Origin of the sequence: Paractinoplanes abujensis (assembly GCF_014204895.1) — a bacterium.
Classification (GTDB): Bacteria; Actinomycetota; Actinomycetes; order Mycobacteriales; family Micromonosporaceae; genus Actinoplanes; species Actinoplanes abujensis.
Genome location: NZ_JACHMF010000001.1, coordinates 8,471,929 through 8,491,881 on the forward strand (window position 1 = coordinate 8,471,929; position 19,953 = coordinate 8,491,881).

General features: G+C 69.6%; 18 protein-coding genes. 6 read left to right on the plus strand and 12 right to left on the minus strand.

The window, feature by feature from the left end; all coding sequences use genetic code 11:
• Positions 1-61 precede the first annotated feature (61 nt).
• Together BKA14_RS39080 and BKA14_RS39085 are read right to left on the minus strand one after the other, a co-directional pair.
• Entirely contained in the window at positions 62-1,597 is a 1,536-nt protein-coding gene (locus BKA14_RS39080) for an APC family permease (RefSeq protein ID WP_184955747.1), read from the minus strand.
• A 71-nt stretch (positions 1,598-1,668) separates the two neighbouring features.
• Entirely contained in the window at positions 1,669-2,307 is a 639-nt protein-coding gene (locus BKA14_RS39085) for a GOLPH3/VPS74 family protein (protein WP_184955748.1), read from the minus strand.
• 231 nt (positions 2,308-2,538) lie between these two features.
• Between BKA14_RS39085 and BKA14_RS39090 the strand changes: the two genes are divergently transcribed.
• Both BKA14_RS39090 and BKA14_RS39095 read left to right on the plus strand, forming a co-directional pair.
• On the plus strand, positions 2,539-3,387 hold the full coding sequence (locus tag BKA14_RS39090; protein WP_184955749.1) for a helix-turn-helix domain-containing protein: 849 nt from the start codon (positions 2,539-2,541) through the stop codon (positions 3,385-3,387).
• 33 nt (positions 3,388-3,420) lie between these two features.
• Entirely contained in the window at positions 3,421-3,663 is a 243-nt protein-coding gene (locus BKA14_RS39095; RefSeq protein ID WP_239092688.1) for a DUF397 domain-containing protein, read from the plus strand.
• Between the two features lie 136 nt (positions 3,664-3,799).
• On the opposite strand, the gene BKA14_RS39100 is transcribed toward BKA14_RS39095, so the two are convergent.
• Genes BKA14_RS39100 through BKA14_RS39110 form a run of 3 tightly spaced genes read right to left on the minus strand, consistent with a single transcriptional unit; the run spans position 3,800 to position 6,566 of the window.
• Positions 3,800-4,825 (minus strand): SIS domain-containing protein, encoded by a 1,026-nt coding sequence (locus BKA14_RS39100; protein ID WP_311776119.1) that lies wholly within the window; start codon positions 4,823-4,825, stop codon positions 3,800-3,802.
• Entirely contained in the window at positions 4,822-5,937 is a 1,116-nt protein-coding gene (locus BKA14_RS39105; protein WP_184955750.1) for a hypothetical protein, read from the minus strand. Before BKA14_RS39105 ends, BKA14_RS39100 begins: the two co-directional genes overlap by 4 nt.
• 17 nt (positions 5,938-5,954) lie before the next feature.
• Positions 5,955-6,566, minus strand: a complete 612-nt coding sequence (locus BKA14_RS39110; protein ID WP_184955751.1) for a TetR/AcrR family transcriptional regulator — start codon at positions 6,564-6,566, stop codon at positions 5,955-5,957.
• 116 nt (positions 6,567-6,682) lie between these two features.
• Between BKA14_RS39110 and BKA14_RS39115 the strand changes: the two genes are divergently transcribed.
• Both BKA14_RS39115 and BKA14_RS39120 read left to right on the plus strand, forming a co-directional pair.
• Positions 6,683-7,960 carry a glycosyltransferase gene (locus BKA14_RS39115; protein ID WP_184955752.1) on the plus strand — a complete coding sequence of 426 codons (1,278 nt, stop codon included), beginning with the start codon at positions 6,683-6,685 and terminating at the stop codon, positions 7,958-7,960.
• A 69-nt stretch (positions 7,961-8,029) separates the two neighbouring features.
• Positions 8,030-9,436 (plus strand): aminobutyraldehyde dehydrogenase, encoded by a 1,407-nt coding sequence (locus tag BKA14_RS39120; RefSeq protein WP_184955753.1) that lies wholly within the window; start codon positions 8,030-8,032, stop codon positions 9,434-9,436.
• Between the two features lie 219 nt (positions 9,437-9,655).
• Here BKA14_RS39120 and BKA14_RS39125 read toward each other — a convergent pair whose 3' ends face one another.
• Together BKA14_RS39125 and BKA14_RS39130 are read right to left on the minus strand one after the other, a co-directional pair.
• Positions 9,656-10,168 carry a CAP domain-containing protein gene (locus BKA14_RS39125; RefSeq protein WP_184955754.1) on the minus strand — a complete coding sequence of 171 codons (513 nt, stop codon included), beginning with the start codon at positions 10,166-10,168 and terminating at the stop codon, positions 9,656-9,658.
• Positions 10,169-10,332: 164 nt separating this feature from the next.
• A complete protein-coding gene (locus BKA14_RS39130; protein WP_308441185.1) occupies positions 10,333-12,276 on the minus strand; it encodes a M4 family metallopeptidase in 1,944 nt (647 codons plus the stop codon).
• 190 nt (positions 12,277-12,466) lie between these two features.
• Between BKA14_RS39130 and BKA14_RS39135 the strand changes: the two genes are divergently transcribed.
• The gene (locus BKA14_RS39135) at positions 12,467-13,291 is read left to right on the plus strand and encodes an LLM class flavin-dependent oxidoreductase (protein WP_184955755.1); all 825 of its coding nucleotides are present in this window, start codon (positions 12,467-12,469) and stop codon (positions 13,289-13,291) included.
• Positions 13,292-13,423: 132 nt separating this feature from the next.
• Entirely contained in the window at positions 13,424-14,377 is a 954-nt protein-coding gene (locus tag BKA14_RS39140) for a helix-turn-helix domain-containing protein (RefSeq protein ID WP_184955756.1), read from the plus strand.
• 4 nt (positions 14,378-14,381) lie between these two features.
• Here the strand turns inward: BKA14_RS39140 and BKA14_RS39145 are convergent, their stop codons facing one another.
• The 5 genes from BKA14_RS39145 to BKA14_RS45400 all read right to left on the minus strand — a co-directional run bounded on the left by BKA14_RS39145 (position 14,382) and on the right by BKA14_RS45400 (position 19,688).
• Positions 14,382-15,011 carry a peptide deformylase gene (locus tag BKA14_RS39145; protein ID WP_203722196.1) on the minus strand — a complete coding sequence of 210 codons (630 nt, stop codon included), beginning with the start codon at positions 15,009-15,011 and terminating at the stop codon, positions 14,382-14,384.
• Between the two features lie 63 nt (positions 15,012-15,074).
• Complete coding sequence (locus tag BKA14_RS39150; protein ID WP_184955757.1) at positions 15,075-15,947, minus strand: class I SAM-dependent methyltransferase; 873 nt, start codon at positions 15,945-15,947, stop codon at positions 15,075-15,077.
• Between the two features lie 80 nt (positions 15,948-16,027).
• Complete coding sequence (locus tag BKA14_RS39155) at positions 16,028-17,221, minus strand: CynX/NimT family MFS transporter (protein ID WP_239092687.1); 1,194 nt, start codon at positions 17,219-17,221, stop codon at positions 16,028-16,030.
• A gap of 31 nt (positions 17,222-17,252) precedes the next feature.
• The gene (locus BKA14_RS39160; protein WP_184955758.1) at positions 17,253-18,083 is read right to left on the minus strand and encodes a siderophore-interacting protein; all 831 of its coding nucleotides are present in this window, start codon (positions 18,081-18,083) and stop codon (positions 17,253-17,255) included.
• A gap of 138 nt (positions 18,084-18,221) precedes the next feature.
• Positions 18,222-19,688 (minus strand): hypothetical protein, encoded by a 1,467-nt coding sequence (locus BKA14_RS45400; protein ID WP_184955759.1) that lies wholly within the window; start codon positions 19,686-19,688, stop codon positions 18,222-18,224.
• Between the last annotated feature and the right edge of the window lie 265 nt (positions 19,689-19,953).

Below are 19,953 nucleotides of genomic sequence, written 5' to 3' on the forward strand. Positions count from 1 at the left end.
GGCCGCGGCCACCGGTTCTTTCCGTCCGGCCCGCACGACGTCTCGCGCCGGCCGGAGGAAGTCAGTAGGGATATCCGCTTCCGCTGCGGGCACCGACCGGATCGGCGTGCATTGCCCGCAGCATCGACGTGCTATCGGGGACGACGCTCACCCGCCCTTCGGTGCCGCGGCCGATCGCCGCGTAGACCTCCGGCCGCGCGGCCCGCATGATCAGGGCCCAGACGAAGCCGACCAGGGCGACCGCCAGATAGAGCGCGGGAATGAGCCACTGGAACGGTGAATTCCCGTCGACCTGGAGCAGCTCGCCGAAGCCGATGCACGTCGCGGCCAGCACGACGGTCAGCAACAGGAATGCCGCGGCCGGGGCGACATAGGCCTTCCAGATGCTCTCTCCGCGCTTGTTGCGCATGAAGAAGGCGAGCACGGCCGCCGACGCCGCCCACATGAGGATCAGGACGCCGAGCCCGCCGATCGTGGTCAGCCAGGCGAAGACGAAGACCAGCGGATCGGAGCCGACCAGGGCGTACAGGCTGAGCACGATGATGGCCAGCACGCTCTGCGTGATCGAGCCGAGCAGCGGAGCTCCCGTACGCGGGTGGGTGCGCCCCCACGCGGCCGGGAGCACACCCTCACGCCCGAGCGCGAACTGGTAGCGCGACACCGCCGCGTGGAAGGCCAGCAACGCCGCGAACACGCTGGTCAGGAAGAGCACGTAGCCGAGGTCGACCAGGAAGCTGGGCAGGTGCGGCCCGACGAGCTGGAAGACCAGGTCGGTCTGATGCTCGGCGGCCCGCGCGGCGATCTGGTCGGGCCCGGTGTTGACGCTCATGGCCCAGGCCGAGACCGCGCACAGGACGCCGGCCAGGATCACCGCGATGTGGGTGGCCCGGGCGATCGTCCGCTTGGGGTCCTTGGCCTCCTCGGAGAGCACCACTGTGGCCTCGAAGCCGACGAAGCCGGCGATCGCCAGCACCATCAGGATGCCGATCACCGGGGTGGCCAGCGGCGCGGGGGAGAACTGGGAGAAGGTGATGTGCCCGTCGGCCGGGTTGCCGATCATCACGAGGTCGTAGATCAGCACGACGGCGATCTCCAGCACGAGCAGGACCGCCAGGACCTTGCCGCTCAGATCGACCCAGAGCAGGCCGAGGATCGCCACTGCGAACCAGGCCGCTATCGCGCAGGCGTACCAGGGCACCGTGAAGCCGAAAGCAGCCAGGATGCCGCTGGCGACCGACCCGAACAGGCCGAACAGGCCTATCTGCATAAGAGAGTAGGCGGGCAGGGCCACGAAGGCCGCGCCGACGCCGATGACACGGCCTAACCCATGACTGATGTATGAGTAGAACGCGCCGGTGTTGACGATGTGCCGGCTCATCGCGACGAAGCCGACGGTGAACAGGGAGAGCAGTCCCGCTGTGACCAGATAGGCGATCGGCACGGCGGTGCTGCCGATGATCGCGTAGATGGTCGTGATCGAACCGATGATCACGGTCAGTGGGGCCGCGCCCGCGACGCCGAAGAACACGACCGACGGTACGCCCAGCCTGTTCTTGGCCAGCGCCTTCGAGACGATGTCCGGTTCTTCGGGTTCCATACGTGCCACCAGCAGCCTCCCGGCCCAATGTTCAGAGTTGTTGCGCCCGAGGTGATGGCGCCCGATGCCGCTCACCGGCGGCCAACAGTGACGACCGAGCCCACTGAGGCTTCGGTGTATTCGACGAGCTCCCGCAGGTCGGCCGGGAGCGACCCGACGGCGCTGGGCAGCGATTGGAACGCGTGCCGGTGCGCCTCGAAGTCGTAGAGCACGTGCCGGGTCAGACCGGTGGCGGCCACCAAGCCGATCAGCACCCGATCGGTGATGCTCATGCCCATGCCGCGAACCAGCATGTTGGCCAGGCGAGCGGGCGCCCACGCGGCGGCGTTGCGCTGCGCCGCGCTGTTGGGCATATAGAGGGTCTCGGTGGAGAGCAGCCGCCGTTTGGTGACCGTCTCGACCGCGCCGAGGCGGGTGAGCCGTTCCCCGACCCGGATCGCCGCGTCCTGCGAGAGGAAGGCCAGCCAGATCCGGACGTCCCGGTGTTGCGGCTGGGCCACCAGCAGGTCGAGAACATCGTGCGCGAGCGCGTCCGACGGAGGATGCCGGTCCAGGATGAGCAGATCTCCGTCGGAGATGCCGATGCGCCCTTCCAGGATGAGCTCGCCTAGCAGTGCGGCGGCCAGGCCAAGGCCGGTCGCACGTGGATGGAGTCTGGACCGGCCGGTGCGGTCCTCGTGTGCGATCAGGAAGTACTGGTCAGCCAACACGCCGCCACGCCCCTTAGACAACGTCTTGATGGTCTTTGGTCGGGTTGGCAGTGACCACCATGGCCGCGATGATCACTGTCGGTAGAAAACGCTGTGACTCGATGTCCGCGCATCATGTACCCGCCGGAAGGGCATATACAAGAAGGCTAGTACTTTTTGTTTGGTACGCCGTGTTTGGATCATGAAGGCCAGGGCCGTACTATCGGTCTCATCAGGACCGAGGGAGTCCAGGTGTCCGTAGATGAAGGACCAACCCTGCGCCGCCGCCGACTGGGCGCGGAACTCAAGCGGTGCCGTGAAGCGGCAGGGTTGACGCAAGAGAACGTCTCCAGGCATTTCGAGTGGCACGCCGCGAAGGTCACGCGCATCGAGACCGCGCGTGTGGCGGTGACCCCGCGAGATGTGAAGGATCTGCTGACGCTGTACGGCGTCGGTGATCAGGACTATCGCGAGGCGCTGGTCGAACTGGCCCGGCTGTCCCGCGAGCGCACGTGGTGGACGGACTACCGGGACATCATGCGGCCCGGCAACTTCGTGGGCCTGGAAGCGGCCGCCGCCTCGATGCGGGCCTGGGAACCGATCATCGTGCCCGGTCTGCTGCAGACCGAGGCGTACATGCGTGCGCTCATCCGGACGGGTCGCTCGAACGAGTCACCACAGCAGACGGACCGCCGCGTCTCGCTGCGACTCACCCGTCAGGTGCGCCTGCGCGGCGAGCGTCCGCTCGAGCTGACCGCCATCATCGACGAATCGGTGGTGCGCCGGATAGTGGGCGGTGACGAGGTGATGAACGAACAGCTTCGGCACCTTATCGAGGTTGCTCAATTACCCAATGTGATGCTGCAGATTCTCCCCTTCAGCGCCGGCGAACACACGTTCCTCGGCGGTTCAGCAGCGCTTTTGGAGTTCCGGGAGACCACCCATTTGGATGTTGTCTATCTTGAAGGTCTTGCGGGAGACTACTACGAAGAGCAACCGGCCGAGGTTGTTCGCTACCGGCAAGAGTTCGAGCGTTTGAGTGCCAGGGCGCTCGACCACCGGATGACCATCAAGATGATTGAGAGCCTGCTCGTCGCGTAGTGCTCTCGAGAGACAACCGCATAATGAAGGGGGGTGCTTGAGTTGCTCACGCACCAGCAAAACGCTGCTGTTCTCACCGGCGCGGTCTGGAAGAAGGCCAGCCGCAGCAACGGTAACGGTGGAAACAACTGTGTCGAGGTCGCGTTCCTCGACCAGGGCGTCGCTGTCCGGGACAGCAAGGACCGCTCCGGTCCCGCGCTGCTGTTCACCACGGCGGAATGGGCCGCGTTCGTCGGCTCCGCCAAGGACGGCGAGTTCGACCTCGACGCGAACTGAACTCTATCGATAAGCACGCGCCGTTGGGAAGTGCTCACTGAAAGTTTACTTCCTGAAGGCACGTGCTTTCCGGGGTGCCGTGGCTTCGATCACCGGGAGTTGCGGCACCCGCACTTAGAATCACCATTCTCACCCATTACGGTGACGTTTGTGCGACGCGTTCCCACCATTTCGCGGCGACCAGTTCGGCCACCAGCGTTTCGGTCGTCAGGCGTACGTCGGGAACGTCGTCGTGCCGAAAGCGAACCGTTCCCGCGGCGCCCGGCACATCGGCCCCGACGGATACCACGGTGGACTTCCGGGAACGCATCCACTCGAGCGCCTGCTCGTCGTAACGCGAACCCGGGAAAAGCAGCGCACGATAGCGCAGCGTCTTCGTCAGATACACGTCCACATGGGCCCAGTCGCCCGTCTCGCAACCGTCGGCCGCCCGGCGCGGCCCCTCCCGGACCATGAGCGCCGACTGCAGCGCCGACGAGACCCGATCCACCGGCGCGATCGCGTAGACACCGTCCCCGCCGTCCAGCAACTCGTCGACCGCGGGCAGCCACTCGTCCCGGCGCTCCAGCAGATCCTCGGTCGCCTCGGCCGTGCGCTCGGCCAGCCGTCCGGTGGCCGCGGTGTCCCCGCCGGTCAGCTGCCGGATCAGCGCATCGAGCAGCAGCAACGTGTGCTGGAAGGAGCGGCAGGCCACGCCGCCCGCCTCGACGCCGGCGTGCATCGGGACCACTGTGGTCGCACCCTTGGCCAACGGCGAATCGGCCACGTTGGTGACGGCCACGTAGTCGCGTCCCGCGACCGCGTCGAGCGTCTCGCGGCTCGTGCCCGAGGCCGAGATCGCGATCAGCGGGCCCGGCAGCGCGGGCAGCACGTCCGAGGCGTACTCGGCCGACGCGTCGACGCCGCGCAGCCGCAGCCGGCGGGCCGCGACCAGGGCGGCGTACCGGGAACTGCCCATGCCCACGAAGGTCACCCGTCCGGGTGTGCCGAGCCCGGCCCACGGGTTACCGCCGGTTGTGCCGAGCCCGGCCCACGGGTTACCGCCGGTTGTGCCGAGCCCGGCCCACGGGTTACCGCCGGCGAGGTGGCCGGCCAAGGCTCGCAGGGCGGCCGGCTTGGCCTCGAGATCGGCCAGGAACAGAGCGGGATGCAATCGGATCACCCGTACCAGGAACGCAGGACACCCAGCGGCGCGTATCGCCAGCGGGGGAGGAACCGAGCCGCGTAGACCAGCTCGCGGCACTCCTGCTCGACCTCGAACGGCCGCAGCAGGTCGACATTGAACAGCTCGCTTCGGGCCGAAAGTCTTTCCCGGTACGCCGTGAGCAGCTCATCAGCGGTGCGGCGACCCCAGGCGACCAGCTCGGCGCGGTGCCGGCCGGCCGTGCGCCGGTTCGCGATCTCGGCCACGTGCAGCACGCTCATTCGCAGCTGGGCCACGTCGCGGGCGACCGGTTCGGGCTGCGCGGCCAGTGTCGGATTCCCGTCGAAGTCGATGACCGCGTAGCCGTCCCGCCAACGCAGAATCTGCCCGACGTGCAGGTCGCCGTGCACGTGGATCGCCTTGCCGGGGTGCGCGCGGGCCGGTGAGTCGAGGTCGGCGGCCAGGCGGGGGCGGAGCGAGACGAGCCAGTCGTCGCCGACCTCCGGCAGCCCCGCGACAACCGGGCCCGGCAGCTCGTGCACGCTCGTGGCCGGCGATGTGGTCGCGCTGGTGGTGGGCCACCCGTGCGTGCTTCGGGCCGGCGATTCGTGGGTGCCGGTGGCCACTGCCTCCTCCAGCAGGTCGGCCCAGCCGTCGGCGGGTGGCGCGGGCACGACCGGGTCCGGCAGCAGCGCGGACGGGGTGGCCAGGGCGCAGTGCAGGTCGGCGGCGAGAATGCCCAGGTCGCGGCCGAAGCTCGCGGGCGGGCCGCCGTCGAGCTGGGCCAGCAGGTCGTCGACGCACCAGTCCCAGCCGTCCTGGCCCCCGGGCAGGAACTGGGTCACCAGCGCGACCAGATTGTCGCCGTCGAACAGGGCCGCGTGCGGGGCGGGCATGCTGGTGAAACCGTTGGCGGCCAGGTGGGCCAGCAGCGGGGTGGACCGGTCCGGAGCGGGGGTGCGCATCCACTTGACGACCACTTGTTCACCGACCACAACCGACTCGTTGGTCTGATCGACGGTGATCGGGCGCTCGGTCAGTGAAATGTCAGATTTCACCGGGGTGAAGTGGTGCAGATCGGGGTCATGGTCGAGGACACGGCGGACGAGGTCGGCAGACTCGCCGCTCATGGCGTGGTCCTTGCCGCTCATGGTGCGATCTCCAACGAACACGCGGTCGCCTGCCGGGCGTACGAGAGAATGAGTTCCTCGGCCTCGGCGGCGTCGAGGGTCGGGTGACGGGCGACGATCCGATACCCGTACGCGTCCTCGAGCGCGACCAGGTTGCGGCCGATCGTCTGGGAATCCGTGGCCAGCGTGAACACGCCGCGCGCGGCGCCCTGCTCCAGGATCGTCTGATACATCGACACCTGACGGTCGAACAGCGTGGTCAGCAGGGCCGCGTACACCCGGTTGCGCCCGGCCGACCCGCCCAGCTCGCAGAGCAGGCGGACGTCGGCGTCGTCGGCGTCGACGGGCAGGCCCGACCGGATCGTGACGACCAGTTTTTCTACCGGGTCGGTGAGCCCGTCGATCCGGCGCATCCGTTCGGCGTAGAAGCGCTCCATGCCGGCCTGGTTGGCCTCCAGGAGCAGGTCGCTGAGATCGGGGTAGTGGTAGAGCACGGCGCCCGACGTCAGCCCGGCCTCCTCGGCGACCTGGTTGAGCAGCACCCCGCCCGGGCCGTGCTGGATCATCGCGCGGCGGGCCGCCTCGACGAGGTCCGCCCGGCGCTCGCTGCGCTTCTTCCGGGTTGCCAACGTGTTTCCGTTTCACTTGATCGTCAACTGTCGCCGACAACCATAGGCTCAGGGTATTGACCTTACGCAAGAGCGCTTGTTGAATTGCCGTTCAACAACGGCTGGGGAGGTCGGCAATGCCTCTGACGGTTCTGTTCATGCCCGAGAGCGCGTACGGGCCGACCAACAACTGCATCGGGATCGGTGACGTGCTGCGCCGCCGGGGCCACCGCGTGGTCTTCGCCGCCGAGGCCTCCTGGGCGGGCAAGCTGACCGCGCTGGGCTTCTCCGAAGACCTGGTGCACCTGGCCCCCGAGCCGGACACCCCGCAGGACGCCGGGCAGTTCTGGAAGGACTTCATCCGCGACACCGCCCCCGAGTTCCGCAAACCCACGATCGAGCAGCTCGACACGTGGGTCAAGCCGGTCTGGCAGGAGCTGATCGACGGGGCCAAGTACTGCCAGCCGACGCTCACCGAGATCATCGCGCGGGTCCGGCCGGACGTGATCGTCGAGGACAACGTGGTCGCGTTCCCGGCGCTCAACACGGCCGGCGTGCCGTTCGTGCGGATCGTGTCGTGCAACCCGCTCGAGGTGAAAGGCCCGGACATCGCGCCCGTGTTCAGCGGTTACGCGGCCGGCGACCGTACGGGATGGGAGGAATTCCGCGCCGAGTACGACCGGACGCACCGTCCGATGTGGGAGGCGTTCAACGCGTGGGTCGTCGAGCAGGGCGCGCCTGCGCTGCCCGACCTGGAGTTCATCCACGACGGCGATCTCAACCTCTACGTGTATCCAGAGGCGCTGGACTACACGTCGGCGCGGCCGCTGGGGGACACGTGGCAGCGACTCGAGTCGTCCGTACGGGAAACCGACTCGTCCTACTCGTTGCCTCCTGATTTCTCCGACGGCAGCAAGATCATTTACTTCAGTCTGGGCTCGCTCGGCTCGGCCGACGTGGACCTGATGCGCCGGGTGATCGCCGCGCTGGCCGAGACCGAGCACAAGTACATCGTGTCCAAGGGGCCGCTGCACTCCGAGTTCGAGCTGGCCGACAACATGATCGGCGCCGAGTTCCTGCCCCAGACCAGCATCCTGCCGCTGGTCGACCTGGTGATAACCCATGGCGGCAACAACACGACGACCGAGGCCATGCACTTCGGCAAACCGATGATCGTGCTGCCGCTGTTCTGGGACCAGTACGACAACGCGCAGCGCGTGCACGAGACCGGCTTCGGCGTGCGGCTGGACCCGTACCGGTTCACCCCGGACGAGATGCGCGCGGCGATCGACCGGCTGCTGAACGACGCCGGCCTGGCCTCGCGCCTCGCCACGGTCAGCGCGTCGATCCGATCGGCCGACGGGCTGCGGCTGGCGGCTGACGCGATCGAGAAGCTCGGCGCGGTCCGCGCCTGACGACCCTCGGCGGGCCGTTCACCCGTTCCTACTGACCAGCTCGGCTACCTGCGGATAGGCGGCTCGCCCATGACCTCCCTGATCAACCCGGCCAGCGGTACCCCGATCTCCGATATTTCGGACTCCGAGCTACCCGAGGTCGGGAAAGTCGTGGCCTCCGCCAGGGCCGCGTTTCTCCAGTGGCGGGACGCTACGCCGGCCGACCGGGCCCGGGTGCTGCTGCGCGTGGCCGACCTCGTCGAGCGGGACGCGGAGGAACTGACCCGGCTCGAGGTCGAGGAGACGGGCAAGCCGCTGCCGGTGATGCGGGACGGTGAGCTGCCGTTCGGCGTCGACAACCTGCGCTTCTTCGCCGGGGCGGCGCGCTCGCTGGACGGCACGGGCGCGGGCACGCTGTCCGCCGGCTACACCTCGATGCTGATCCGGCGGCCCGTCGGGGTCGTGGGCAGCATCGCGCCGTGGAACTTCCCGCTGGTCATGGCAATCTGGAAGATCGGGCCGGCGGTGGCCGCGGGCAACGCGGTGGTGATCAAACCGGCGCCGCAGACACCGCGCAGCACGCTCGCCCTGGTGCGGCTGTTCGAGGAGGCGGGGGCGCCGGCGGGGCTGGTGGGCGCGGTGACCGGTGGCGCCGCGGTCGGCTCGGCTCTCGTACGGGACCCGGGTGTCGACATGGTCAGCGTGACCGGCTCGACGGCGACCGGGCGTGAGGTCATGCGGGGCGCCGTGGACGGGCTGAAACGCGTACACCTGGAACTCGGGGGTAAGGCGCCGGCCATCGTCTTCGCGGATGCGGATCTGGCCGAGATGGCCGGCGGGGTGGCGATGGGGGCCACCTACAACACCGGGCAGGACTGCACGGCGGCCACGCGGGTCTACGTCGAGCAGTCGATCTTCGCGGAGGCGGTCGAGGCGCTGGAGGCGGCGCTGCGGCGGGTGCGGACCGGGGATCCGTGGGACACCGCGACCGACATCGGGCCGTTGATCTCCGCCGCGCACCGCGAGCGGGTGTCGGGGTTCGTGTCACGGGCCGTGGCGGCCGGAGCTCGCGTGGCGGTCGGGGGCCGGGCGCTCGACGGGCCCGGTTTCTACTTCCCGCCGACCCTGGTGCTCAACGCCGACCAGCGCAGCGAGATCGTGCAGGACGAGATCTTCGGACCGGTCGTGGTCGTGGTGCCGTTCTCGTCGGAGGACGACGGGGTGCGGCTGGCCAACGACGTGCGCTACGGGCTGGCCTCGTCGATCTGGACCCGCGACGTGGGGCGCGCGCTGCGCGTGGCGCACCGGCTCGACGTGGGCGTGACCTGGATCAACGACCATCTGCCGATCGCTTCGGAGGCGCCGCACGGCGGGGTCAAGGGGTCCGGCTTCGGCAAGGACATGAGCCAGGAGGCGATCGGTGAGTACTCCGTGACCCGCCACCTGATGATCAAGCACGCGGCCCCCGCGGAACGCGACTCGTTCCGGCCCGCGTGACCGGTTGATGCCGGTTCGGCGGCGGCCTGTCTTTGTTACTTCGCCGTACGTGTTGAAACGCCGAAATGCCGCGCAGTAGGAGCTGCGCGGCATTTCGGCTGTGGATGAACACGTGTCCTGTGGATAACCGACCGTCCCCTCAGTCCCGGTCAGTAGCCTGGCGGCGGGGTCGCCCCCCGTGGTGCGGTGGGGGACGGGCAGTGGGCGGACGATCTTGGGTCAGACGCGGCCGAAGTCCTGGGTCCAGTACGGGGTGCCCTTCGACGTGAAGGCCAGGCCCACGCCGACCGCGATGCTCGAGCAGTTCAGGATGTTCTTGCGGTGGCCCGAGCTGTTCATCCAGCCCGTGACGACCTGCTGCGGCGTGCGGTAGCCGTAGGCGATGTTCTCGGCGGAGGCGCCGTTGCGCGGGTAGCCGGCGCGGGCCTCGCGGGTGACGAAGTTGCTGCCGTCCGACCCGGTGTGGTCGAAGAAGCGCTGCTTGACCATGTCCTCGCTGTGCGCGCGGGCGGCCTGGACGAGGCGGTCGTCGATCCGGAGGGCCTTGCAGCCGCGGGCGGTGCGCTCGGCGTTGGTCAGTTTCACGACCTCGGTCTCGTACGCGACCTGGTCGACGGCCGCGGCCTTCTTCGGCGCCTCGGCGGTAGCAGCCGCGAAGGCGGGGGCGCTGAAGAGGGTCGGGACGGCGATCAGAGCGGCGGCGACGACGGCGTTGCGGACGAAACGCTTCAAGTTCGGGCTCCTTCTGACGTTCGGCTGCTGTCAGCAATACCGATCGGGGAGCGCACGCCCGGATGAAGGAGGGGACCCGGAAGGCAACGCCGGGCAACTCAGCTGCACCTGAGTGACGCGGGGCCCGGCTGCGTCAAGCCGGGCCCCGCGTCGGGGGAGGAACGTCAGACGGTCAGCGACCAGGTGTTGATGTAGCCGGTGTCGGACCGGTACACGTCCTGCACCCGCAGCTGCCAGGTGCCGTTGGCCTGCTCGCTCGACAGGTTCTTGGTGTAGGTGGTGTTGACGTTGTCGGCGCTGTCGGAGGACGACGTCGCCTTCAGGTTGTAGACCGTGCCGTCCGGTGCCACCAGGTCGACCCGCAGATCACCCCGGTACGTGTGGACGATGGTGACCGCGATCGTCGAGGTCGCCGAGGCGGCCCGGGCGCAGTTGCTGATCGCGATGCTGCTGCTGATCGCGGCGCCGGCGTCGGGGATCGTGACGTCGGTGGCGTTGGTGCCGGTGCAGCTGCCGCTGGGCGGCGGGGTGGTGGTCGGGGGCGGCGTGGTGCCGCCGCCGGTGCAGGTGGGGTCGGCCGTCTGCGCCGGCACGTTGACCGCGTCCCAGGCCGCCTTGACCGTGTTGAACTGGTCGCAGCTGTTCGGGAAGAGGTTCTTGGCCGCGGTCAGCGTCCAGGTGCGGTACTTCAGGTACGACGAGCTGGACGTCTTGATCAGCATCGCGTTGTACATGATCTTCATGGCGTTCTGGATGCCGAGCCCGGTGATCGCGCCCGACCCGCTGCAACGGGTGCTGGCGGGCTGCCCGTTGGTGGGGTTGGTGCCCTCGGCCAGCAGGTAGAACCAGTGGTTGCCGGGGCCGGCCGCCGCGTGCACCTCGGAGCCCGGGGTGCTGCTGGAGTAGCAGTTGCTGTCACCCGCGAGCGACGGGTTGTACATGTACCGGATCGGGCCGCTGCCGACCAGGTTGACCTCCTCGCCGACCTGGTAGTCGGGGGCGTCGTTGGGGTTGTTGATGTACCACTCGGTGGCCGCGCCGATCGTGTCGGCGACGAACTCCTGGGTGCCCGAGCGCGAGATCCCGCCGGGCGTGGTGTCGTCGATGCCGTGGCCCAGTTCGTGCCCGACCACGTCGGCCGAGGCGATCCACTGACCGGCTGTGTTCTTGCCGATCTGCACCTGCGTGCCGTCGTAGTACGCGTTCTGGTCGTTCAGGCCGACGCGGATCGGCCAGGCGCCGCCGCTGCCGTTCTGGCCGTTGCGGCCCAGCCACGACGAGAGCATCGCGTACTGCTTCTGCGCGACGTAGAACGCGTCGACGCAGCCGGTCTCGCGGTCGGTGCCGCTGCCGTTGCCCCACACGTTGTCCGGGCCGCTGAACGTCGCGTTTCCGGTGGCGTTCTGGCAGCGGATCGTGGTGTGGTTCGGGTCCTGCAGCAGGTAGGTCGAGCCGGACTGGGTGGTGTCGATCGAGACCGCGCCGTTGATCCAGCCGGTGCCCGTGCCGGTGACGTCGATGACCCTTTCCGTCGTACGCAGCACCTTGCCCGTGAGGGCGTCGACGTCGACGGTCAGCCGGCTCGGGCCCTCGGCGTTCGTGCCGGCCACAGTGGTCTGCCAGGCCAGCCGGGCCGCCTGACCCTCCTCGGCCAGCACGACCAGCTTGGTGCCCTCGACGGTGGTGACCGTCTTGAGCTGTGCCTTGGCCGTGGCGGCGGCCGCCGTGTCGGCGACCTTGGCCACGGTGGCGAGCTCGCCGACGGGGGCGCTCTGCGCGACCGAGGTGGCCTTGGTCTGCCCGGCCGCGTCGGTGACCACGACGAAGTCGCCGCCCTCGACCGGCAGGCCCTTGTAGGTGCGCTTGTAGGGCACGTAGTTGAGGCCGGACGACTGGATGACCTTCTGCTGCTGGAAAGTCTCGTTCGCGCCGGCGTGCAGGATCGCCGGGCGGCTGGCGACGAGGGCGTCCGCCTTGGTCGCGGCGAGCGCGGCGGCGGCCGACGGGTCCTGCGGGGCGGCGGTGGCCGGGCTGGTCGCCGCCACCATGGCGGAGGCGGCCACGGTTCCGGCCGCCAGTGCCACGATCAAAGGGGTTCGACGTTTCACGCGGGTACTCCCTTCCCGCCCGGGGCTTCTCGGGCGGGCTCAAGGTCCGATGGTGAGACGGTAAGCATCGACGTCTGTCACCGAATCAGGGAAAACCCTTGCGCGTGCCCGGCGCCGTACAACCGGGGGTGTACGCGGCCGTCGTCTCTGGGTTGACGACAGCGCGGCGGCCCGGCGGGAGCATGTCGGCATGACTGAGCGAGAGTTCCGATTCGGGGTCGTCGCGGGCCGGGCCGCCGGCGGCGAGGAGTGGACGGCGACCGCCCGCCGGGCCGAGCAGCTGGGCTACGACACTTTGCTCGTGCCCGACACGCTGCACACCCTGTCGCCGTTCGCCGCCTTGGCCGCGGCGTCCGCCATCACCACCCGGCTGCGGCTGGGCACCTATGTGCTGAGCGCGCCCAACCGGTCGCCCGGCCTCGTCGCCTGGGAGGCCGGCACGCTGCAGGTCATCAGTGGCGGGCGCTTCGAGCTGGGCCTCGGCGGCGGGCGCCCGGGGGCCGAGCGGGACGCGGCCGCGCTGGGCGGCGATTTCGGCCCACCGGCTGAGCGTCTGGCCCGGGTCGGCGCGACCATCGAAGCCGTACGGGGGCTCGAGAAACCGCCGTCGGTGCTGGTCGCGGCCAGTCGCCCGCGGATGTTGCGGCTCGCCGCCGAGCAGGCTGACACGGTCGCGCTGGGCCTGCCGCCGCAGTCCACCGAGACCGAGTTGGCGCGGACGGTGGAGGCCTTGCGGGTCGCCGCGGGGGAGCGCTTCGCCCGCATCGAGGTGCACCTCAACGTGGCCGCTGTGGCCCCGGCGCCCGGGGACGTGCCGCCGTGGGTGAGCCGGATGGTCGGCGGCGACCCGGTTGCGATGGCTTCCGCGGGTGGCATCGCGTTCCTGACCGGCTCGCCCGAGCGCATCGCCGACCTGCTGTGCCGGCGCCGGGAGGAGTTCGACGTCTCCTATGTGGGGGTGAGCGGCCTTTTCATGGAGGAGTTCGCTCCGGTCATCGCCCTGCTGCGCGCATGATTCAACAGCATGAACGGTCATTCAAGTGTGCGCTGAGTAATCTCATGAATCCGTAAAGTGACATCTCTGGCTCTGGTCGACGGTTCGCCGGTGGGGCATCATGGCCGGACAGCGTCCCCTGAGGAGTGTGTGATGACCTCACAACTCGAGCTCGCCGCCCGTACGGCGTTCGCCCAGGTGCTGACCGCCTGGCGCACCCGGCGTGGACTCTCCAAGAAGCAGCTGGCCGCGTCGATGGGTTACCACCCGTCGTACGTCAGTCACGTGGAGAGCCTGCGCCACCACCCGACCCTCGAGTTCGCCTGCCGCGCCGAAGCGGTCCTGGCGAGCGGGGGTGAGATCATCTCGCGGTACGAGCAGTGCCGCCAGGCCGCCGGTGAGCCCGCGCCCGCCCCGGTCCTGCGCAACGACTACGAGCCGAGCCCGATGCTGCCGGCCACGCTCGTGATCGAGGAGGAGAACGCCACCCTGACGTACGCCGACGGGTGGTACTCGTGCCGTGTCGAGCGGGTCGTGCGCAACGTCGGCGACCGGCCCGTCACGTGCTATCCCGTACGCGTCGACGTCGACCGCTACCCCGACCAGCCCGGGGTGTCCCGCAGGCTCTACGCGGAGAGCCCGCTGCAGCTGTCAGACCTCGGGTTCGAGGCCCACGCGGGCGACGACCGCCCCGAGCCGATGGACGTACGCGTGACGCGCGCCTCCGATGCGTACGTGAAAATGGTCCTGATCTTCGGCAACGCCCGGGCCCGGTTCCCGCTCTATCCGGGCGAGCGCACCCGGGTCACGTACGCGTATCGGGTGCCCGCCAGCCTGTGGGGCCAATGGTTCCAGCGCGATATCCGGTTCCCGACCCGGGCGCTGACCATGTCGTTGCGGCTGCCGGCCGGCCTCGCCGCCGAGGTGAGTGCGGAAACCCTCTCGTACGCGGGCATCAAAGGTTTCTCGCCCACCGAGTCGCCGGGTGACAACGGCACGGTCGTCTACACGCTACGGCTGCGCGAGCTGCTGCTGACCAGTCAGATCCGGCTGCGATGGCGCTTCGCCGACCGCGCGCCGACCGGATGGACCGACCTGGCCGCGTGATCGGTCACCGGTCACCCCACGGCCGTCCCGTGCCCTGATATTCCGAGAGCGGGATGACGTCAGTTCCGGCGGGCATGCGATCGGTGTAGAGGCGGCCCTCCAGGTGGTCGATCTCGTGCTGCACGTGCCGGGCCAGGCCGCCGTCGAACCGGCTGGTCTCGACAACGCCGTCGAGACGCCGGTGCTCGACGGTGACGCGGGCCGCCCGCACGACCTCACCGCGCACGTCGAAGAAACTCAGGCACCCCTCGAACAGGGTGTCGCAGTCGCCCGACCGGTCCACGACGCGCGGGTTCAGCAAGACCAGTTCCTGGTTTCCCGTACGGATGACCGTCACCGCGCGGTCGATGCCGATCTGCGGCGCGGCCATGCCCATGCCTTTCGCGAACTGGTGCGCCCGGGCCACCCGGTCCATCGCGGCCCGGACCCGTCTGATCGTCTCGCGCGCCGCGGCGGCCTCATGGGGGAGCACGAAGGGGCGGGCCCTCTTCTGCAACGCGGGGCTGCCCGCCTGCACGATGCCGAGCGCGATCATGCGTTGAGCGGGGGTCGTGTGCCGAGGGCTGCCGTGGTGCGCGGGGATCTCCTGGTGGGGGCTCCTGCGCTGCGCGGGGATCGGATTGTCGGGGGTCATGAGCCTCCTTCGGCCGAGCGGGACCGAACGCCTGTGACTGTCGGACGAGAGCGACGCTCCGTTTCAGGCCTCTGCCGGGCGAGGGCTGGGCGTCGCCGCTGCCGTCGCACCCCGGGGAACGCGGGCACTGCGTGTCCGGGCCGTTTCTGCGGGGCGGCGGCCGCGCACTGCCCAGGCCGTCGCGGTGAGGGGGATCGTCCCGTCCGCCTCGGTCGGCAGCCGGGAGCGGAGGCGTTCGCGGATGGCCGCCCGCTCGTCGGCGCCCAGCGTGGCCAGGTAGGCCGGTGCGGCGCCCTGGCCGCCCAGGAACGGCTCCCAGAAGTCGTCGAACCCGGCGAACACGGTCGGGACCTCGATCGCCTCCGTGGTGACTTCCGTCAGCCCGGCCTCGGACCAGGCCGCACGCAGGGCCGGCTCGTGGCAGATCGGGAAGCGGGGGCCCTCGTCCCGGTCGGCGGCGGCCGGCACAACCTCGGCCGCGGCGTCCCAGAAGTGGCGCATCATCTGCATGCCCGTGGTGTAGTCCCAGACGTACGAGGCGACGACCGCACCCGGCCTGGCCACCCGCGCGAACTCGGCGACCGCCCGCTCGGGATGCGGCACGAAGTTGAGGGCGAGACCGCTGACCACCACGTCGAAACGGGCGTCGCGGAACGGCAGGGCGGCCGCATCACCGGCGACGGGGGTGGCCGCTGCGGGCGTGAGACGCAGGAAGCTTTGCGAGGGGTCCACGCCGGTCACGCGAGGGCCAGAGGCTTCGACGGCGGCAGTGGCGAGGACGGCTGACGTGAGGGCGCCGGTGCCGCAGCCCGCGTCGAGCCAGCGACGGCCGGCCGGGATCTCCAGCCAGCGGACGAAACCGGCGGCCACCAGGCGGCTCCACCGGCCGACGTAGGCCTCGTAGGAGTCGCCGACCTCCCACACATCCGCACCCATGCACTCACTCTGCACCACGACCGATCGATCGTCGTGCCTGAGAGCAATCAAATTTGTGCGGAAAGTAATGAATGAATCGGCTACACCTGACGGTCGCGACCCGCGAACCAGCCCGCGACGATCTGCGGGACGATCAGGCAGAGCACCAGCGTCAGCGGCGCCCGCCAGCCGTCGGTCGCGTCGTGCAGGGCGCCGACCAGGAACGGACCCGGAATGGCCATGATGTAGCCGACGCTCTGCGCGAACGCCGACAGCCGCACGACCGTGCCCGGGGTGCGGCCGCGCAGCGCGATCAGCGTCAGCACCAGCGGGAACGCCGTGTTGACGATGCCCAGGAAGGTCGCCCACAGCCAAGGCGCGGCGGCCGGGTCCCACCACAGCCCGCCGTAGCCGGCCAGGCCGAACACACCCAGCCCGACCGCGATCCAGCTCTGGCTGCGCACCCGCCCGGCCAGCGCGGACAACCCGAACCCGAGCGGCACACCCAGGAACGACGTGAGCGCGAACAGCAGCCCCGCCTGCTCGGCCGAGACCCCGGCGTCACGGTAGATCTGCGGGAGCCAGCCGATGATCACGTAGGCCGAGGTCGACTGCATGCCGAAATACACCGCGAGCGCCCAGGCGACCGGGTGCCTCGAGACCCGTACGAGGTCATCGGTCTTGACCTCGGCCGCCGGGGGAATCGGCTCGCGGGCCAGCGGCAGCCACGACGGCACGGCGAGCACGGCGACGACCGCCCAGCAGGCCAGACCGATCCGCCAGTCGCCGCCGAACGCGTGGCCGGTGAGCGGGACCGTGGCCGCCGCGGCGGTGGTGGCGCCCACATTGAGCGCGACCGTGTAGAGGCCCGTCGTCGAGCCCACCTTGTCGGCGAAGCGGTCCTTGACGACCGAGGGCAGCAGCACGTTGACCACCGCGATGCCGGCCAGCGCGACCAGGCTGAGCAGCAGGAACAGGGCAGTTCCGGGCGCGAACGGGCGTACGGCCAAACCGGCGGCCAGGACCACCAGACCGACCAGGATCACCCGGGACGCGCCGAACCGCCGGGCCAGCCGGGGCGCGGTCAGGCCCACGGCGGCGAAACAGACCACCGGCACCGAGGTGAGCAGCCCGGCCACCGTCGAGCTCATGCCGAGACCCTCGCGGATCTCGTCGAGCACCGGGCCGACGCTGGTCACGGCCAGCCGCAGGTTGACCGCCGCGAGCAGCAGCGCGACCAGCGCCACCATGCGCCCGCGACGCTTCACGGTCAGGTCTTCTCCGGCAGTCACCACTTACACATCATCGACCCACCGAAGATCGGGCCTACGACCGGTCTTGCTCCTGTTCCACCTGCTGGTTCCAGGCGCGCTTGGAAGACTGCCACCCGTCCTCGTTCATGCCGCGCCGCCAATAACCCGAGATCGACAGCTGCGCCATCGGGATCGCGCGCTCGTTCTTCAGGAAACGCCGGAGATCCCGTACGAAATTCGCCTCACCGTGCACGAACGCGTGCACCTGACCGTCGGGGAAAACGCTTCCCCGTACGGCCTCCACCAGCGGCTCGCCCACCGGCCGGCCCGCCCGATGCAGCCACGTCAGCTCCAGGTCGCCGGGGCACTCGAGCTTCTGCTCCTCGTCGGGGTTGTCGATTTCCACATACGCCCGGACGCGCGCGCCGGCGGGCATGCCCTCGAGCGCGGCCGCGATCGCCGGCAGCGCGCTCTCGTCGCCGGCCAGCAGATGCCAATCAGCCTCGGGGCTGGGCGTGTAACCGCCGCCCGGGCCCATGAACCGGATCACGTCGCCCGGCTTGGCCGCGGCCGCCCACGGCCCGGCGATGCCCTCGTCGCCGTGCACCACGAAGTCGATCCACAACTCAGGAAGCTCGGGCAGCCACTTGCGCACCGTGTACGTCCGGACGACCGGCCAGTCCCCGGCGGGCAGCGCCTCGCGGATCGCGCCCATATCGAACGGCTCGGGGTACGTGACACCCGGCCGCGGGAAGAAGATCTTCACGTAGTGATCGGTGTAGGCGCCCGCGTCGATCGCGCCCAGGGCCTCGCCGCCCAGGACGACCCGGACCATGTGCGGGGTGAGCTGCTCCACCCGGGTGACGACCGCCTCGGTCGCTGCTCGTGCCGGCCTGTCAGCCATGCTTCTTCCTTCGTGCCGGGAATCGCGTAGTCGCCGGTAAGGCTACCCTCACTTTCCCGGCTGCGAGTTCCCGCTGCTTTCCCCGGATACGAGAAAGGGCGGCCCGCGTGATGCGGGCCGCCCTCGTCGTTCTGGCTGTTACTCCCAGGTGCTGCCCGGGAGGCTGCGCCGCCGGGTGAGCGCCATGATGATCAGGCCGATCATCAGCAGGACCGCCGCGCCGCCGACCACCGCGACCGTGTTGTTGCCGGTCAGCGCGAGCAGGCCGCCTTCGTCCTTCTTCGGGGCGTCGGCCTGCACCTGGGCCACCTGGTCGGCCACCGGGGCCTTGTTGCCCGAGTTGAACTGGCCGTCCTCGTACGTGTAGTCGGTGCCGCCGGCCGCGGGCGCCGCGCTGCTGGAGGTCGCGCGGGGCTTGGGGGCCTTGGTCACCGGGGCCTCGGTGTCGCTGTCCGACTCGTTGTTGTCGCCGCTGTCGGTGCCGTTGTTGTTCCCGCCGTTGTTGTTGCTGTTGCCGCCGCTGGTGTTCGCCGGGGGCTGCTGGGTGGCCGGGGGACGGGTGACGGTGGGCTTCGTCGGCTGGTTGGCCGGCTTGGTCGGGTCGGGGGTGAAGTCGTCCTTCACCGTCGGGGCCGTGGTGGGGGTCTGAACGGGGGGCTTGGTCGGCTTCACGGTGCTGTTGGGGTTGCCCGGCGTGCCGCCGTTGTTCCCGCCACCGTTGTTGTTCCCGCCGCCGTTGTTGCCTCCGTTGTTGCCTCCGTTGTTGCCGCCGCCGTTGTTGTTCCCGCCGCCGCCGTTGTTCCCGCCGTTGTTGTCGCCGCCGCCGTTGTTCCCGCCGTTGTTGTCGCCGCCGTTGTTGTTGCCCCCGCCGTTGTTGCCGCCGCCGGCGTTGCCGACGGTGATGCGGACGGAGTCGATCGCGGGCGTCTGGTTGGCGCGCACCATCATCGGCGTGCGGTGGGAGCCGTCACCGGCCCAGGAGGAACACTGCGCGATGCCGTCGGTCGGCATGCCCGGCACCTGGATGACCACTTCGTCGGGCGTGGCGCCGCCCTTGCTGTCCTCGGTGGCCACGAAGAACGCCGGCACCGGGTCGGGCGCGGGGGCCTCGTCGGTGTTCGGCAGCATCCGGCACGCGGTGTGGAAGTGGCCGCGGACGAGGCCGTCCCGCAGGACCGAACTCTCCACGTAGTAGCCGCCCTTGCCGGCCGCGAGGAAGCGGTCACGGATCAGGTTGCGGGTGCTGATCGTCAGGCTGAACGGCGTGTTCGCCGCGATGCGCTCGGGAGCGTCGGTGATCAGCAGGCTCGGGTTGTCCTTGGCCTCGCCGACCTCACCGAACTCGGTGGACACACACTTGCTGCCCTCCTGGAAGCCGGTGTGCGGGGCGAGATTGCTGTCGATACACGTGTCGGTGAGGATCACCTGTCCGTTGACGACCTTGCCGGCCCCGCTGCCCTCGGGCCGATCGTTCTCGGCGGCGCCGGAGATCTGGGCGAAGCCCACGGCCGCACCCAGGGCGGCGATCACCGCACCGACCGCGAACAGCCGTCGGTTGCGTCCCGACGGCGTGGCGGCCGCGCGGCGGTAAGCAGACCTACGCATGCGTGATACCTCATCTTCGAAGAATCCACCCGGCCCACATTCCGACCGGCTCCCAGACGGTAAGAGCCGCCCCGCCGGAATGCAATTCCGGGAGCGAACTTGATGAATTCTTAGCCCAAACTTAAAGAAAAAATATGGGCCGGCCTCCGAACCCCCGACATCATCCGAACGGCTGATGTCAGGGGTTCAACCAAGATCACGAAAAATTCGCTGACCAGCGACTCTCGCATCGGGCCGCTCAGAGCCCTCCCGTGGCGCCCCGAGG

Bases quoted from the DNA above. Each gene is read 5' to 3' on its own strand.
- BKA14_RS39080 (WP_184955747.1), bottom strand. From the start codon at position 1,597: ATGGAACCCGAAGAACCGGACATCGTCTCGAAGGCGCTGGCCAAGAAC.
- BKA14_RS39120 (WP_184955753.1), top strand. From the start codon at position 8,030: ATGACCTCCCTGATCAACCCGGCCAGCGGTACCCCGATCTCCGATATT.
- BKA14_RS45400 (WP_184955759.1), bottom strand. From the start codon at position 19,688: ATGCGTAGGTCTGCTTACCGCCGCGCGGCCGCCACGCCGTCGGGACGC.
- BKA14_RS39160 (WP_184955758.1), bottom strand. From the start codon at position 18,083: ATGGCTGACAGGCCGGCACGAGCAGCGACCGAGGCGGTCGTCACCCGG.
- BKA14_RS39150 (WP_184955757.1), bottom strand. From the start codon at position 15,947: ATGGGTGCGGATGTGTGGGAGGTCGGCGACTCCTACGAGGCCTACGTC.
- BKA14_RS39115 (WP_184955752.1), top strand. From the start codon at position 6,683: ATGCCTCTGACGGTTCTGTTCATGCCCGAGAGCGCGTACGGGCCGACC.
- BKA14_RS39140 (WP_184955756.1), top strand. From the start codon at position 13,424: ATGACCTCACAACTCGAGCTCGCCGCCCGTACGGCGTTCGCCCAGGTG.
- BKA14_RS39135 (WP_184955755.1), top strand. From the start codon at position 12,467: ATGACTGAGCGAGAGTTCCGATTCGGGGTCGTCGCGGGCCGGGCCGCC.
- BKA14_RS39145 (WP_203722196.1), bottom strand. From the start codon at position 15,011: ATGACCCCCGACAATCCGATCCCCGCGCAGCGCAGGAGCCCCCACCAG.
- BKA14_RS39105 (WP_184955750.1), bottom strand. From the start codon at position 5,937: ATGAGCGGCGAGTCTGCCGACCTCGTCCGCCGTGTCCTCGACCATGAC.